General features: G+C 59.7%; 11 protein-coding genes. 5 read left to right on the forward strand and 6 right to left on the reverse strand.

All coding sequences use genetic code 11. The features are described from left to right. Positions 1–148: 148 nt before the first annotated feature. Positions 149–2152 (reverse strand): aldo/keto reductase, encoded by a 2004-nt coding sequence (locus N181_RS15680; protein WP_060563543.1) that lies wholly within the window; start codon positions 2150–2152, stop codon positions 149–151. Between the two features lie 238 nt (positions 2153–2390). On the opposite strand from N181_RS15680, the gene N181_RS15685 reads away from it, so the two are divergent. Continuing rightward, on the forward strand, positions 2391–3281 hold the full coding sequence (locus N181_RS15685) for a helix-turn-helix domain-containing protein (RefSeq protein ID WP_080577590.1): 891 nt from the start codon (positions 2391–2393) through the stop codon (positions 3279–3281). A 324-nt stretch (positions 3282–3605) separates the two neighbouring features. Here N181_RS15685 and N181_RS34805 read toward each other — a convergent pair whose 3' ends face one another. Together N181_RS34805 and N181_RS15695 are read right to left on the reverse strand one after the other, a co-directional pair. Continuing rightward, on the reverse strand, positions 3606–3881 hold the full coding sequence (locus N181_RS34805; RefSeq protein ID WP_255877882.1) for a PIN-like domain-containing protein: 276 nt from the start codon (positions 3879–3881) through the stop codon (positions 3606–3608). A gap of 116 nt (positions 3882–3997) precedes the next feature. Next, complete coding sequence (locus N181_RS15695; protein WP_037396776.1) at positions 3998–4693, reverse strand: MerR family transcriptional regulator; 696 nt, start codon at positions 4691–4693, stop codon at positions 3998–4000. A gap of 362 nt (positions 4694–5055) precedes the next feature. Here N181_RS15695 and N181_RS15700 point away from each other — a divergent pair, with 362 nt between their 5' ends. Together N181_RS15700 and N181_RS15705 are read left to right on the forward strand one after the other, a co-directional pair. Continuing rightward, positions 5056–6360 (forward strand): tyrosine-type recombinase/integrase, encoded by a 1305-nt coding sequence (locus N181_RS15700; protein WP_081318998.1) that lies wholly within the window; start codon positions 5056–5058, stop codon positions 6358–6360. Between the two features lie 24 nt (positions 6361–6384). Continuing rightward, positions 6385–7362: a hypothetical protein gene (locus tag N181_RS15705; RefSeq protein ID WP_060563546.1), complete on the forward strand. Its 978-nt coding sequence runs from the start codon at positions 6385–6387 to the stop codon at positions 7360–7362. A gap of 19 nt (positions 7363–7381) precedes the next feature. Here N181_RS15705 and N181_RS31810 read toward each other — a convergent pair whose 3' ends face one another. Next, positions 7382–7624, reverse strand: coding sequence for a helix-turn-helix transcriptional regulator (locus tag N181_RS31810; RefSeq protein ID WP_081318999.1), 243 nt, complete (start codon positions 7622–7624; stop codon positions 7382–7384). A gap of 431 nt (positions 7625–8055) precedes the next feature. Here N181_RS31810 and N181_RS15710 point away from each other — a divergent pair, with 431 nt between their 5' ends. Continuing rightward, positions 8056–8424: a hypothetical protein gene (locus N181_RS15710; protein WP_210172813.1), complete on the forward strand. Its 369-nt coding sequence runs from the start codon at positions 8056–8058 to the stop codon at positions 8422–8424. Positions 8425–9124: 700 nt separating this feature from the next. Here N181_RS15710 and N181_RS15715 read toward each other — a convergent pair. Continuing rightward, on the reverse strand, positions 9125–11746 hold the full coding sequence (locus N181_RS15715; protein WP_060563553.1) for a UvrD-helicase domain-containing protein: 2622 nt from the start codon (positions 11744–11746) through the stop codon (positions 9125–9127). A 182-nt stretch (positions 11747–11928) separates the two neighbouring features. On the opposite strand from N181_RS15715, the gene N181_RS15720 reads away from it, so the two are divergent. Then, on the forward strand, positions 11929–13839 hold the full coding sequence (locus N181_RS15720; RefSeq protein WP_060563554.1) for a DUF262 domain-containing protein: 1911 nt from the start codon (positions 11929–11931) through the stop codon (positions 13837–13839). Here the strand turns inward: N181_RS15720 and N181_RS15725 are convergent. Then, entirely contained in the window at positions 13807–16491 is a 2685-nt protein-coding gene (locus N181_RS15725; RefSeq protein ID WP_060563556.1) for an ATP-binding domain-containing protein, read from the reverse strand. The two genes, N181_RS15720 and N181_RS15725, sit on opposite strands and share 33 nt — an antisense overlap. Positions 16492–16663: the final 172 nt, after the last annotated feature.

The raw sequence follows: 16663 nt of genomic DNA on the forward strand, positions 1-16663 counted from the left end.
CTCCACTCTGCACTGCGCGACACAACCATGGATAAGCATCGTCTAAATCACCCGGCAGGTTCCGAGACCCTCGCAACGGAGAGCTGAGGGGAGCCGGCGGCGACGACCTTGGGGATCGCTTGCGTCGACCCTGCCGGAGCCCCGGCGATCAGCCTTCCAGCCAATTGAGCTCTTCCGGACTGAGCGTGATCTCAGTGGCGGAGAGGCTGTCTTCCAGCTCCGCCACGGTCCGCGGACCGATCAGCGGAATGACGGGAAACGGTTGGGCGATGACATAGGCGAGCGCGATATGAATCGGGCTGCAGCCGCGCTTCTTGGCGAGTTCGATGGCGCGGTCGCGGCGTCGGAAATTGCGGTCGGAATACCAGACCCGGACGATTTCCTCATCGTCATGTTTGCCGCGCCCTGCCCTGTCGGTGAAAAAGCCCCTTCCCTGGCTAGACCAGGCGAAGTTGGGAATCTGCCGCTTCTTCAGCCAGTCTTTCCAGCGGTCGTCGGACGCCGCGACGCAGCCGGGCCAGATGGGATCGAGCATCTCCGCCAGCGAGAAGTTGTTGGAAAGAGCGGCCGGGGCGGTCTTGCCGTTTTTCTCGGCATAGACGATGGCCTCGTCCATGCGTTCGCGTGTCCAGTTCGACCCACCGAAAATACCCCGGATCCGCCCGCGCCGGACCTCGTCGTCCATGGCATCGACGAATTCGCCGACCGGGATTTCCGGATTGTCGCGGTGCATGAAGTAGATATCGACATAATCGGTTTTCAGCCGCTCCAGCGACTGATCCAATTGTCTGGCAATGACGTCCGGATAGCAGAGTGGCGAATGGGCGCCCTTGCCGATCAAGACGATGTCCTCGCGGTTGACCCTGCGGCTCGTATGCCAGTCGCCGAAAATGCTCTCGGTCTTTCCGGCACGATAGACAAACGCGGTATCGAACACGTTTCCTCCTGCCTCGTAGAAGGCATCGAGCGTCAGCGAGGCGGAGGCGAAACTCGGGAAGAACTCGAAGCCCAGCGAAACGGTGGAGACCGGCTTGGCCACGCCGGCAATCCGCCGCTTGGGCAGGCTCTTGCCGGCGACGACAGGGGCGCCCGCGATGTTGACGGTCCGCCTCGCGGCCGTCTCGATCGCGTATTCGAGACCGACAGATGCGCGCCAGCGGTCGAGGACGCGCAGATTGGCGAGGGTATCTTCCGCATTCATGCCGGGGAAGGTGAACTCGGTGCGGCCGGAACGGATCGCCTCGCCGACCGCATCGACCTCGAACGAATAGAGATGGCGCTTCTCCTCGACCTCGATGGTGCGCTGTCCATCGCCCCTGATGATTTCGATGCGCCCTACCCCGCCTTCCGTGCCGGAGGCGAACCAGAAATCCTTCACTTCGATGCGGCCCTTCGAGCCGATGATACGCAGCACGTTGTCCTGCTCAGCCATGATCGAGCAGGACACCTCCGCGACGATGTCGTTCGGGAACTTGAGAACCGCCGAGGCCCACTCGTCGACGCCGGACGGCCCCAGGCGGGCAGCTCCGGACACCGACAGCGGTTCGAGGAACGGCTTTTGCTCCACAGCACCGGCGAGCATGCGCACCATCGAGACCGGATATCCGCCGACATCAAGAATGCCGCCGCCGGCGAGGTCATTGGCAAAGAGGCGGTGTTCAGCACGATAATGGCCCATATCGAAGCCGAAACTGGAGCGGATGATCCGCACGTCGCCGATGGTCCCTTCCCGCACCAGTTTTACGAGACGGCCAGTCTGCGGATGAAACCTGTACATATAGGCTTCGCCGGCGAAGACACGGGCCTTTGCCGCCTCATGGAAGATCGACTGTGCCTCGAAGGCTGAAAGCGCCATCGGCTTTTCGACCAGCACGTGCTTGCCGGCGCGCACCGCCTTGATCGCCCATTCGGCATGGCCGGGATGCGGGGTGGCGATGTAGACCGCGTCGATCTCCGGATCCCCGAGAAGCGTGTCGTAACCTTCGACGATCCGCGCCCCCGGAAAACCCTCGCCAAGGCCCCGCTTGTCGGGATTGCGGGTGGCGATGGCCGCAAGCCATCCTGTAGCAGAATGAGCGACACCTTGAGCGAATGTCCGCGCAATGGTGCCGGGGCCGATGATACCCCATCGGATCGGTTGTTCTGAGGTCATGGGATATCCTTTTCGATCAGTCTTGGACGTGATGGGTTGATCAGTTCAAACGATTGCCATCGGCATCGAACGGAAGCAGCGTCTGGCGGAAAGGCCGGCGGGTTGCTGATGGGGACAGCGACGAGAGGCGCGGGAAATGCTGGAAGCACATTGAAACCCCTGCCTTTTCAATTGTAGTTCTTCAGCGGATATGGGGCACATTACCGCTGGGCGAAAATCTGTCTCGTACGAAGGGAATGTGGATTTGGCGGAAAGTAAGATTGTCGAACGAGCGGTCTACCAGCCGGGTGCCTGCGGCATCGAGGGCATGCCGACCCGGATGCATTTCTTCCACGCCCATCCCCCGACCATGCCGCGCGCCCATTGGCATGCACAGGTCGAAGTAAACTACGTGATGCGAGGCTCGGTGCATTATCGCATGGCCGGCCATGATCTCCGGCTCGGCGCCGGTCAGATGTGCATCTTCTGGGGCGGACAACCGCACAGGATGGACGAATCCTCCGACGACTCAATCTATGCCGGCGCTCATCTTCCGCTGGTGCATTTTTTCCGCATGCGGCTGCCGCCGGCAATCTCGGCAATGCTCATGGGCGGCGCTACCATGCTGACGTCCGAGACGGATTGTGCCGACGACCGGAACTTTCCGCGCTGGCGCAGCTGGGCAAGTTCCGGAGACGAAGCGAAGGCCCAGCACGCCGTAGAAGAACTGCTGCTGCGCGTCGAGCGCATGTTCATGGAGCCTTACACGATCGTTTCGACCGACATGGAATGCAAGGCCGAGAGCGTTTCGATCTCGCCCTCGTTCGGTGTCGTGCGCATGTGTGATTTCATTGCTGCGAACTTTCTCGAGGAGATCGATGCGGTCGATATCGCCGCGGCAGCAGGATTGCATCCGAAATACGCCATGAACCTGTTTCGCAAGTCGACCGGCATGACGCTGATCAAATACGTGACCCTGCTGCGTCTTTCGCGGGCGCAGGCCATGCTGATCAACGGCGACGACAGCGTTCTGCAGGTGGCGATGGATAGCGGCTTCGGGTCGGTCAGCGCCTTCAACAAGGCCTTCCGCCAGATCGCCGGCATGCCGCCTTCGGATTTCCGGCGCGACGTTCGCACCGCGGCTAGGTGAGCGTTAGGCAGCGGCCTTGCCTGCACGAGAACCCGGTCAGACAGACCAGGCATCGCATGAAATCTTTGGAAGATAGTAGGCCTGGAGGGCCGCGCCGGCCGCGCAAGGAATCGAAACAGCCTTGACGCCCACGGAGCCTGTCACTCAGACACTGCCCTCATGAACTTTCTGCCCACGTCGCTGAGGTGGACGCGATGAATGTACCTGCTGCCAATTTGCACCCCGCCACCGTGAGCAAAACGGGGCGTGCTCTCGACGGCATAGAACATTGGAAATAGCCAACCACCGAGGAAACGGCGCTTCAATTCCTCGAGGCATATCCTCCTATTTGAGAGCTGACAGCTTCGAAGACTTCATGGGCAATTCGAACATAGATCCGCCTGACACGTTTCCAGCGACGGTTTCGATAACTGGCCAGAGCGCAATGAGCCGCTCGGCCTGCTTTAATACGGTGGATTTGTAGAGGCCGGCCGACAGAAACATTCCGACGATCTTGGAGCTTTGAAAAGCCTGCTTCTCAGCGCGATTTCGCGTGATTCGACGGTCCCCGGAGATAAACACCCACCCGCCTTGCTTCGACAACTCACCTATCAGGTCCACGTCCTTGATGTTCGCCTAAAACTTGTCCCTCAAGGCAACGATCTCGTGTTCATCACCCATCAGCGCCTGAAGGCCCCGGGCAAGCCGCGGTGAAAGATTGTGGTCGAACAAAACCTTCACGCCGCCAGAGATTCCTCAAACGCTACCGCGTCTCGGACGATCGCAAGAGGGACCTCAAATAGCTTCGCGACGGCTTTGTCCGATCCCTCCGCCTTCACGGCTTGGGCGAGTGCCACAGTTGGGACGTTGTATTCTGCGGTGGTCGGCTGACCAAAGACAAGTTCGGGATCGATTATGATCGATGACTTGCCCTTATAAGGGCGCCATCTGCTTACAGCATCATTATCGATATCGAGATCCTTGAAAGTACGCTCGATAGCCAACTTTATCGTGTACTGCTTCTTCTTCAGGTCGAGAAGATTTTCGTCGCCGCCTGTGTTCGCGCTCTCAAGAAAAATCGTCTTGCCGTCAGTCTGAAATCGGCGGGTCGAGAATGGCCGATCGTCATTCACACAGTCCCGCGCATAAGCCAGGCAATGCCGAATCGTCTTCAGACCGAGGCCAGCTTCGAGAAAAGCGCCAACAAAACGTAGTTCGATCAGGTCGCGAAACCCAAGTTCGACGTCGCCGTCATCAGGCGGCAGTTGTGACTGCCACAGCGGCTCCACATGATGGGTTTGACCCTCATGGGTGTAATCGTATCCGCCGAGCCACCTACGAATGCTACGGACGGGAATATTCAGCAAACGCGCGGCGTCGGCGGCTGTATAGAAGCCGATCCCTACCCTTGCTGACCTCTCGTTCTCGATCATTGTAGCTGTGCTTTCTGAGGCGTATGCGCGTCGGCATTATCGTTTTGGATAGTTCTCCGTCAAAGGAATTTTTTCGTGTGCGCGCCCGTTGCCCCAATTGGCGCGCATAGGGCAACATTTCCAGAGATTTTCGTCTAAATTATTGAATCTTAATGGTGGGCCCGGAGGGACTCGAACCCCCAACCAAGCGGTTATGAGGCGCGGGAACACATAGGGCCGATAGTGCCCATGGTCACCATACGGTTCGAACCCGCTGAAATCGTTGCGTTCGACGGCGTCCGGCGCTTTCCTGGTCCCGACGCCGGAAACCCCTCCGGCCGCCACTTCGTTGACCAACCGTTGACCCGATCAGGAGTGCCGCCATGACCAGACCACGCGCATTGGACGCCGAGCGGATCAAGAAGCTTCGCCCGAGAAAGGGCCACGATCGCGACGAGTATGCGGACGGCAAGACCCCGAACCTGTTCCTCCGGGTCGGCCGACGGCACAAGGTGTTCGAGCTGATCGTCCGGTGTCCCGGGGCGCGCGATCCCACCCGCCTCAGGATCGGGACGTTTCCGAAAACGACGCTGGACCGCGCCCGCGAGGTCGCGGCCGACTGGAACCAGCTGCTCGAGCTCGGGCTGGACCCGAGGCAGGAGACCAAGCGGCGCGAGCGGGAGGCGGCCGTGGACGAGCGGAGGACTTTCCGGTCGGTGATGGAGGACTACATCGCCTGGCTGCCCAACCGGAAACGCAACCGCCACGCCGCCGCGGACGCCGCGGCCCTCAGCGCGGAATTCCTCGATCCGGACCGCAACGGCTGGATCGACAAAGCGATAGCGGACGTCACGAAAGCCGACGTGGGCTCGCTGATCGAAAACATCCGCGGCAGGGGCGTTCCCGGCCGGGCGCTGGAGGCCCTTGGCCTGATAAAGGGGTTCTTCGTCTGGGCTAACGGCCCGGCCCGGTACCAAGGCTACGGCCTGACGAGCAACCCCGTCGCCGATGTCACTCCGGATGTGATGCAGCTGGAACGGGGGGTGCGAGAGAGGACACTCGACGTGGCCGAGCTGCGGGCGTACTGGAGGGCGTCTTTGGCGATGTCCTATCCGGACGGGCCGCTGTACAGGCTGGTCCTGCTGGCGGGGGGACGGCGCAGGGACGAGGCCGAGGGCGTCCGCTGGTCGGAAATCGACATCGAGAAAAGGCTCTGGACCATCCCGAAGGAACGCGTGAAGCACGGGGACGACCTCCTCGACCTGTATGTCGTCCTTACCGACGAGGCGATCGCGTTGCTGGAGGAACTGCGGCGGGGCCAGCCGGAGGGCTGGGGAGACTGCATTTTCAGCGTGACGAACGGCCAGAGCCCCTACACCGGGTACGACATGGACGACTTCCGCGCGCGCGTGGAGGAGGAGTACCGCAAACTCCGGCCCGGATCGGCGATGGACGGTTGGTGGCTGCACGACCTGCGTCGGGTGGTCCGCACGGGAATGTCGCAGCTGGGCGTTCCACCGGAGATCGCGGACTATGTCATCGGGCACCGGAAAAAGAAGGACTACAACCAGGACCGTTTCATCCCGCAGTGCCGGAAGGCGATGCGGCAATTCACCGACAGGCTGTTCCGGGTGATCGACGGTTCCGCCGCCGGCTTCCATGCGGACGATCCGGACAACGCCGAGTAGGCGAGCGCGCGACGGGAGGCCGACATGGCGAGCCGCAGGGATGCCCACGTAATTTCCAGGGAAGAGCTGTACGAACTGGCCTGGTCCCTTTCGGCCGGAAGGGCGGGACTCCTGTTGCGGGTCTCGGACGTCTCCTTCGCCCGAATCTGCGACGCGCTCGAGATACCCCACCCAGGCCGCGGCTACTGGGCCAAGAGCCCGGCGGAGCGCGCCCGCCTGAAGCCGGCGCTGCCGCCGCCGTCACCCGGAGTGAAGGATGGCTGGAAGCCAGGAGACCCGACAGAGCACGCGCACTTCACGCGATGGAATCCGCAGCCGCAGGGACCTCCGACGTTCGCGGATTTCCAGGACAGCAGACGCCTTCACGAGCTCGTCAAACCCGCCGCGAAGGCGTTGCGGCGCGCCGAACCCGGCGTCGACGGATACTATCTGAAGCCGCGCATAAGAAGGGGGCTGGTCGACATGGCCTGCTCGAAGGACGGCCTCGAGAAGTGCCTGCGGTTCACGAGCGACCTGTTCAAGCGGCTGGAATCACCGGAGAACGGCCACCACGTCTCGATCGCGCCGGCGATCAGGGGGTTCGTCCGGACACCGATCGACACCGCCGAAGTCGGGGCAGCGCGAGGCAAGGGCGTTTTCCCGTCGTGGTCCCCGCTCCGTCCGACCGTCGTCTCCGTTTTCGGCGTGCCGATCGGTCTAGCCGTCGTGGAGACGAGCAGGCCGGCGCGAATGCGGTACGTCGGCGGCGGCCGCTATGTCCCCGACGACGGTCGCGAGGACGACTACGTCCCACCGACCTGGGTCGAGACCCGGAACGTTCCCACCGGGCTGCTGAAGCTGGTGGCCTACAGTCCGTATTACGGGCTTCCGTGGCAGCGGCAATGGACGGAAACGCCGGGCAAGCTTTTTTCGTTGTCGCTCGACACGATCGTCAGGGGATTGGAGGCAGGGGCGCACGAGCTCTTCCTCGCGCTCGACAAGGCGGGCGTCCCGCCCGGATAGACGCCGGCTCCGCGCGGCGTCAACCGCGGTTGGCCAGCCACTCGAGGACCTCGAAAACCCGGAAACCCTTGCGGCCGTTCGGGTCGTCCGTCAGCGGAAGGTATTCCGGAAACGTCTCCCTCTCGACCATCCGCTTGATCGTGCTCCTGGACAGGGAGGTGATTTCGCAAGTCTCCTCCATGCTGAAGAAGCCGCGCGGGTCCCTCGCTCTCAACCGTCGTTTGTCCGGCACCCGCCGGCGCGAACGTTTCCCGCCTGCCATCCGACGTTCCCTTTCTTCGTTTCGCGACTTCCGTCGGCCTTCGATATGCTACCGCCGGAGCCTCCGGGCCGCGGCCGTGGATTGCCCGCCATGACGAACCCGTGCCGGTGCCGCGCTTCTATCGCCCTGGCGCTGGCCGAGGAGGCAAGGGCCGAACCGAATCCCGCGATCCGCCGTCGGCGGACGCGATCCTTTCCGGTGCGGTCCGGTCTATCCCGGGCCAGCGCCCGCCTGTGCTTCAGCGGGCAAGGAGTCGGGTCGACACGGTCCGGAAGAGAGCCGACTCGACCGTGTACGCCCGAAAACCAGCGCGCCGCTGTCGCTGCCGATAAAACGAAAGCGGCTCGCTCGGCCCTATACGCCAGTCCCGCCATCGTCCGGCTCCAACCGGGCCGACCTGGGCAAGGGAAATGCCGGTGCCCAGCGGCAGATTGAAACTGACCGCCTACAGCCCTCTGCTCGACGTCACCTGGTCGCGCGAATGGGTGGAAACGCCCGGGAGCCCGCTCGACGAGCGGCTCGAAACGATCGTGGCGGCAATCGAAAGCGGCGCGCTCGAGCTACTCGCAGGCTCGAGCGCGACGGGCGGTACGGGCCCTAGCCAGCAGGCAAGGTCCGGGGACCAGCCCGCGCCGACTGCGGGGGCCGCCGCGCGCCTGGCCGCGGTTCAGCTTCCAGGGTTGCACGGGCCGGCATCGGATAAGCCCGCGTTGCCGGCGGGGGCCACCGCGCGCCTCCTCGCGCTTCAGCTTCCAGGCGTGGACTTCGGGAATTGGGAAGCCGATCCGCCCGCTGGTTAGATCGACCGCCACCACGAATTCTCCTCTGCACCGCATCCGGTGGATCGTCCACCTAGACAGTGTGAGCAACTCGCAAACCTGCTTGAGCGTGTATAGTCCCGTCGGAAATTCCATGGCGCGACCTCCTTGTCGTCGGCTTCCCGCCGTTCGGTGGTTCCGGTGTGCTTTCATCCGCGCGCGATCTCGCATCGCGCCGATTGGGTATAATTCACGCTCTTTCCGTCTGTAACGTCAACACCACAGAGAATATCTCACAACTCTTCCTGGACGTCGGCTCCGGTACAAAACATACGTTTACTCTTACGTTAAATATATATAGACCCAAAGAGGGGTCTATTCGCAGAGTTGCAAAACCATGTCTTGAAAAATAGAGCAACGTTGTTGTCAACACTCCCTGTCGAGCGCAAATAAATTGTAGACTTCATTTGCAGCACAAAACGAGGCTGCGGCTGCCGACGCTGGAGAACAACGGTTCCGCGCGTGCGGTAGTCCACACAGCCTCCTACGACCCGCCCGACGAGGTCCGTCGCGAGAGGTTTTTTGAAATCAAGACCGGCGGAGGCAGCGGCAACCGCGGCAAAACACTATTGGAGACTCGACAAACTCGTCACCTTTCGATCCGAAGGGGGCGACGTTAGAAAAACATTTCTGTGAACGCGCGCTACCAGCCGCATGACTGGACGGTGCTTTGCGTTTCGCGTCAAAATCGCTCTCGCGGTTCGACCGGATAGCCTAGCCTTTCCCCTATACTCCGAATCTCGCTTGCGACGACGGGTCCGAACTGTACATCGCTACGCCTGCTTTCCTGGAGATCGGCGAGCGCGGACTGAATATTCGGCCAGCGCAACCTTCTACCGCTGCCGCCGCTACCCGCGGCGCGTAGCCCCCTGCCGTCTACCAGTTCGATCAGCTTGTCCTGCGCCTCAAGCGAGAGCTTTAACGCCGCATTGGAGTATACGAATTGCAGCCCGGTCAGCTTACCCAAATCGTCATACTCCTTGTCCGGCTCCATTTCCGGCAAGCATTCGGGGACCGTTTGCTCGATGCCGTCCGGCAGCACTTCAACCTCCTTCCAGAAATCGGAGCCAATGGTGTCGCTCACCTCCTCGATCCATGGGCTGGCTTTCCCGTGGAACGAGAGGATTAGCTCTCGCTTCGCGCGGGTCATAGCCACATATAGCTTGCAGGACGCCCTGTAAGCCTCCTCTTCGGGAGCGTCGAATGGCGGGAGCACGCCGTCCCGGCAGTTCAGGATTATGAGCACGTCGAACTCATATCCCTTCGTCTGCTCGAGGTCGCAGAACACGAGCGCGTCGCTGCTTGGATCATAGGCACCGTCGAGAGCCGTAACGCCGCATTTCGCCGCGAACACCTTGACGTCCCTGGCGGAAAAGCCTGCGAACGCGATGCACACCGTCCGTGCGCCCCCGTCGAGCGCGGTCTGTGCGTATGTCCGCGCGTAGACGATCTCTTCTTCCAGCGTCTCGGCCGCTAGCGCCATGGGTACGTGGCCACTGAAGTTGGCGAACTTGGGATCGAGAATCTCGAGGTCCTCGCTGTCGAGCATGTCCTCGCTGAGGTTCCTTCTCAGGACCTCGTATGCCGCTTTCAATATCTCGCGACTGTTCCTGTAGTTTTTCTGGATGCGTTCGCGGCTGACGGACGTGATCCCGGCTTCGACGAGACTGCGATGTTTCGGCAGGATGGTCTGCGCCACGTCACCGCATAGAAAAATGTCGTTCGGTCCCACTTGAACCAACTGCCGCACGACACTTAGCTCGGTCGTCCCGAAGTCCTGCGCCTCGTCGACGAGGATGCTGGTATAGCGCGCTTTGATCGATGGCAGGTGCTTTGCCAAGGCTGCCGTAAGTCCCAGGTAGTCGACAACACCGATGTCGCGCATCTTGCGCTCCCATCCGGCCAACCCGTCAAGTACGTCCGCTCTACGGTCCGAAACGATTCCGAACTTGCGGCCCTTTCGCTCGATAGTGAGGTAAGATTTCCGGTCGTCGGGTTTGACAGCGCTTCGTATCCAGTCAAATTCTTCGCGGATGTAGGTCTCGGCGTTCACCCCGCGCGCCGTAAGTGATTTATGCAGCGGTAACAGGACCTTGGCCGTCGAATTATTCAGCCACTGGCGGTAATATTCACGAAATATCAGATCGACATGTTCGTCATGCTTCCACGTGACGTCGAGATAAAGGCGGTCGTTTTCCGGTTCGAACTCGTGCAGCAGACGTTGCGCCAATTCGAAGAACGACGTCACGTCGACACGACGGCGTACGTCCTCGTCGACGCACGAGGACTCCACCAGTTGGGTTAACAGTCCCGCCAAGCTTCGATTGAGAGTCAACAACAGAACGCGCGATCCCTCGGTTTCCGCCAGCCGCAGCGCTCTGCGTACGGCCACGCATGTCTTTCCCGCCCCAGAAACACCGGACAGTTGGGCCCCTCCCGGATAGGTAGCCTGGACGACCTTCTCCTGCTCCGGATGAAGGTAGAGGAACCATTCCTGCCACGACGACCGCTTTTCGAATGAGCTCAGCCAGTCTTCGTATTCCTTTGAGCCCAGTCGAAGCCGACGGATGTCTTCGCCGTCCTTCACTTCGAGAAGTTCGACGTCATCAACCTCCTCAAGAGCGCTGATCCGTCCGAGGCCATAGTCGACCCGATCCTGAGCGCCATCGTAATTTCCAGCGAGAAGAAGATTGAATACGCTATAGACGAACTCGCGCTTCGGCTCGGCGACCTCCGAAAGGATTGCTTCCAGCTCCTTGGTTGTCGAGCGCGCGTCCAATGCCTCTAGCCGACGCGCCACGCTCCGGGGCAGGCCATCGAACACGTGATCCATGGCCTCCGAATCAAGTCGATCTGCGAGAGCTACGTCGTGATGATCCGCCCGGTGCCATCCGGTATGGATGATTTCCTCACCCGCACCGGGGACAAGCACCGCTCGAAGGTCTCGGACCGCGACTTTCAATCCCTTCTGGCCATTCAGCCATTTGTCAACGTCCTCGTGATCTCCGACGAAAAGGAAAATGCATGCCTTGTCATATTGCTGCGTTACCAAGCGCCAGCCGTCGCCCAGATCGTATTTGACGGCATTCGCTATCCGGGACTCGCCATGATTTGTGGGCGACAAGCCCGCGAATGGGTCAGGGTCCCGCAGGCTTCCAAGGATTACCCTCACCTTGTCCGCCTTCTTACGACACTGCCCGCCATCCCGGATCGCTTTCGAGAGGGAACGGTCAAAAGTTTTCGTCGTGTAATAGCTGATGGACTGCGCGATGTTCGCGACGGCTTTCGGCGGTATGGAGTCCAAGAAACTGCCCCTGCGATGCTCTCTTCCGGCACACTATATTTTGGCGTTCAGCTCAAGCGCAAGTTGGGTTTTCGATTGTTTACACGGGTCATGGACATTAGCCGTCGTTTTCAGGATGTTAGCTGCGAATTCCTTATTACGTTGAGCTGATTCTCTAATCTTCCCACCCGGAAAACCCCATCATGAAACCTTACACACGATCCATCATCGAGCTCTTCGATGGCAAAAGGCGTTACTTGATACCGCTTTATCAGCGGCAGTACGCCTGGAAAGCCAAGCCCCAGCTGGAGCTTCTGTGGGAAGATATCGAGAGGGCGACCGAGAGGCTAAAGACGGACCGGGCCTCTGTATCTCCGCATTTCATGGGTGCGATCGTCATCAGCCAGGTCAAGACCTACGGAAAGGAGGTCCAAGCCTTTGAAATCATCGATGGTCAGCAACGGCTCACAACGTTCCAGTTGCTTCTCACCGCACTGCGAGACGTGGCGACCAAATTTGAATCCACTTACGCCGACGAAGTCTCAAAATATCTGCTCAACAGCGGCATGATGGAAAACCCGCTTGTCGAGCGTTACAAACTATGGCCGTCGCTTCTGGACCGAAGGGCGTTCGTTTCGCTCGTTGATGCGAACGCCGATCTCGACAAGATCGCCGACAAGCCCCTGGACGAGGACGGCTTCGTCAGGCTCGCCATCGCGGCGCACGCCTACTTCAGGGAGAAGATCGAGGCGCATGTAAGTCCCGACAGCGACTTCGACGAGCATGCCATGGACATCCTGTTCGAGGCGCTCAAAGACGGGCTCGCGGTCGTGTCGATCGAGCTCGAGGGCGGCGATGATCCTCAAACGATCTTCGAGACCCTGAATAGCCGGGGCGTCGACCTCTCGGCGGGTGATCTGATGCGAAACTTCATCTTCCAGCGCGCCAAGGGCATGGGCCAGAAGGCGAGCTCACTTATTGTGGACGAGCTCTACAAAAAGCACTGGTTGCCGCTGGATCGGGCATTCTGGACACAGAGTGCCTCCCGTGGGCGTCAGACGAGTAGCCGATTGGATTGGATGCTGACGGACCACCTATCGATGCATCTAGCCGACATCGTCTCGGTCGAGACGCTCTTCGAGGCTTATAGGCGCTGGATTCTCAGTATACGTCCGTTCGAGGACGTGACCGAAGAACTATCTTCAATTACGGCAACCGCCGAAGTCGAAAGGAAGCTGTTCGAGCAGTCCAAGAACGACCCTCTCGGAAGATTCGGCATCTTCGCCGATGCGTTCGACGTGTCGACAGCCATGCCGCTTGTCATATACCTCGCCACCGAGGCTGACATCGGCGACAGGTTACCTGAAGCTCTGCATGCGCTGGAAAGCTACATACTGCGCCGCGACATCTGTGGGCTGACCACGAAAGCCTACAACAGGCTGTTCGTGGGCCTCGTGGATCGAATCCGGAAAGCAAAAGGCGACAAAGTCGAGGCCTTGGTCGAGACGCTTTCAAGCAGGGAATCGGATATCGATCGTTGGCCGAGCGACACCGAGTGGCGTCACGCTTGGCTCGGACGCGACCAGTACAAGGGGCAGCGACAGCCGCGCCTTCGCTACCTCTTCGAAATCATCGAACAGCGGAAGCGTACCAAGCTAAACGAGAACATCGAAATCAAGTCGGCGCTCTCGATCGAACACATCATGCCGCGGGGTTGGACCGACAATTGGCCTATCGCCGGGTACGAGAACGCGGCCGATGACGATACAGAGTATCTGTTGAGGTCCGCCGAACGAGATGGCGCAGTTAACAAACTGGGCAATCTGACTCTCCTTACCCAGTCGCTGAATGCGACCGTGTCCAACGGCCCCTTCTCAATCAAGATGCCCGCCGTCCGATCGCATTCAAGCCTGGCCCTTAACCGCGAGCTCAACGGTTTCGATACATGGAACGAGGAAACCATTAAGCTGCGCGGAGCGGCTCTTTTCGAAGTGGCTAGGCAGGTATGGGTATCGCCAAAAAATTTGACAGAAGTTGCTGCCGCTACCGCATCCAACATCACCGTGACTGGACCCGTAAGATTACCAGTTGTATGCGAAGTCAGCGGCAAGTGATTTTATTTTTTCCGGGAGACTATTTCCCACGCAAGTCAGGCCGAGATATGTCGCGGCCCGAGTCGCTCCCACATACAGATACTTATCAAACAAAGTCGGATGGAGAGATGCAAGGCTATCCACTCCAACGAAGAAAACGGCCTCGAACTCCAGGCCCTTGATGTGCTCAACATCGAACACTCGAATGTCGTTCTCCTGACCAGCGAACTGTCCCTTGTAGCAGGCAACGACATTTAAATTCTGACCAGAAAGTGCGGCCTGTAGCTCGTCGGCAAGCGGGCCGACTTCCGCCTCGTCGTTGACTAGAATCGCAACCGAAGGCAATGGCTCTGTAAAACGCTCAATTTCTCTGATCCTATCAGCCAACCAACGGGCGATGTTATGGCGCTCAGAAAGTCCAACACCGAGTACCGGCGACACCCCCTCGTTGTCCATATTCTTCGGCAGAGCAACGTCCACCGTTTCGCCCGAGCATAGTCGTACGATTTCAGTTGCAAGATGACTCAGTTGGCGGCTGTGACGATAGGTGACCTGAATCGGCCGCACCTCGATCTGAGGGAAAGCCCACAGCATATCATCCGCAGACCGGCTGCCCCACGCAGTGATACGCTGGTTGAAGTCCCCACAAGCAAAGAACGACTCGATCATTGGGCTGCCAAGAGCGCCCATGCATGCAAGCTGGATGGGCGAGAAGTCCGTCGCCTCATCGACCATAATCTGATTCCTGAAGAGTTGCTGAGATTCTTTGAGCACCGAATAAACTGGTTCGTCGATGGTGCGTCGGATAGTCCGATCTCCAATCAATTCCGACACACCCCTAAGTGTACCAAGGAGCATGAGGTCAACTTCGAGCGGACCGACGTCACCGAGAGGGATCGGGTCCTGCGTGTACCACAGACCGTCAGCCTGTCGCGCGCGCCTAAAGCGCCGGTAGCGCGCCGGGATTCCGTTAAGGTACCGCCTTACCGGGTTGGCGAACTTGCGAAGCTCGGTTTGGGTTTGCAGGCTCTCACCAATCTGACGTAGGTCTGCATCCGGTAATGTCCTGTCCGCGATCCATTCAGCGATCCGCCCTGCTCGGCTAGTCTTGCCCAGCACCCGCCGCGAGAACCGCGCTCGCGCTTGGCTCCGCAAATTCCGAGTATATGCAGCAGCAGCAGCGGCGCTTCGTGTACGCGGTGTCTGGATTTCCTCTTCCTCGTCCCCTTCCGCATCGTCCAAGTCGTCGTCAGCCGAACTCAGACTGTCAAGGAACAAGGAAAATTCGTCGAGGAAGCTCCGGTTGCGGTTCACCTGCAGAACGAGGCTGCGTTTGATGGCACCGTCGGTCTCCTGCTTGAGTCCCTCAAGCAACCGCTCGACCTCGGCGGAGGTACCCGTCACCCCGAGCATCGCTCGCGCAAAGCCGATAGAACGCGCACCGGCGACGGTCGAACCCAGCCGCGTCCCTAGTCTTGATGTTTCAGTCGCCGCAGTCTTGCTGAGTAGCTCGGCTGCACCGTCGAGTTCAGCCCAGAATTCGTTCGTCTGCCAGCGCGAGAAATCTTCATACCAATCCTTCTGATTATCAACGATACTGGGTTGCAGAAGTAGATCGTTCTCCTTGAGGACAAACAGCCCGCCTCCTGCCGAGGTCCTTAAAATGCGAAACCGGTTGCGCGCCAACTCCAGCCGGAAGCGCGACCACGTTGCAATCTTCTGATCGGGTGCGGCAATGTTTTCGCGGGCAAACGCCTCCTTCAGATACTGCTTTAGAAGATCGGTAGGTGTGAACATCAGCCAGCTGTGGCGATGTTCCGGACCATTTTCGAAACGGCTTCCGTCTGCGAGCCTGCGCTCATCCTCATCCAGGAATTCACGATCTAATTTCTGGCCGAGACGCCTGATCAAAGTTGTCGTCTTACCCGTCCCAGGTGGGCCAATAATGAGGAGCTGACTGTTGAGCGGCAAACGGAAGATTTCATCTTGATAGCGATCGAGAATGGGCTGGTCTCTCAGCCCCATTTTGGTAATCACGCTGCGACGGATGCCTTCGATGAGAATCGATGCCTTCTCAGCATCGGCAAGAATGCTTTCAAGCAGGCCGTCGTCGTCCTGCCGGACCTGAAGCGCCAGAATGTCGCGCATCGATACGACCGTGACCGGACCATACGTTTCGCCTTCCAGTACCGAATTCCGTGAGTCCCATTCGCCATTGCGCCGTAGCGGGTGGAGAAGTGCCTTTTCGATGATCTCAAGAACCTGGGTGCCTTTTGGTGTGCGGAGTTCGTACTCATCACCGACATCCAGGGAGGCAAGTCTGCCTGCAGGCGAATTGCGACCGGCGAGGCGTTTGCCCTCACCGGGACTAGCGGCCGGCGTCTCGCGGCAGATGTAATAGATCACAGGGCGGCCGTCGGCGTGCCGAGCAACGACTCGTGCAATCGCTGGCTCTCGGGCAAGTACTTCCAGGCTGCGACGCTGGGCCTCATCGATTTCGCCAAGCAATTTGACCGCCTCGCCGGAGGTGAAGGTATTCACGCTTGCAAGAGAGGCAGGTCCGGTCGAGTAGGCTTCGGTGAGCTGTGACTCGACCGATGACGCAATGGCGTCAAATACGTCCAATGTCTCGGTCGCAACTTGTTCGATGTTGCCTTGGTAGTTTGTCGCCATTCCCCGCTCCCCGCCCGACAATTCTTGGCTGTTGAATGGACTGCCAAGCCCATCCTTTCGTTGTATCAGTTCAAATATCGCAACGGAAAGGAAGCTGTTTTGCTTCAAACATCCAAAATCCGGGTCCGTTGTGCACAGCAATGCGACGCTCTCAGAGAGACAATAAGGGGGC

Origin of the sequence: Sinorhizobium fredii USDA 205 (assembly GCF_001461695.1) — a bacterium.
GTDB classification, from domain to species: domain Bacteria; phylum Pseudomonadota; class Alphaproteobacteria; order Rhizobiales; family Rhizobiaceae; genus Sinorhizobium; species Sinorhizobium fredii.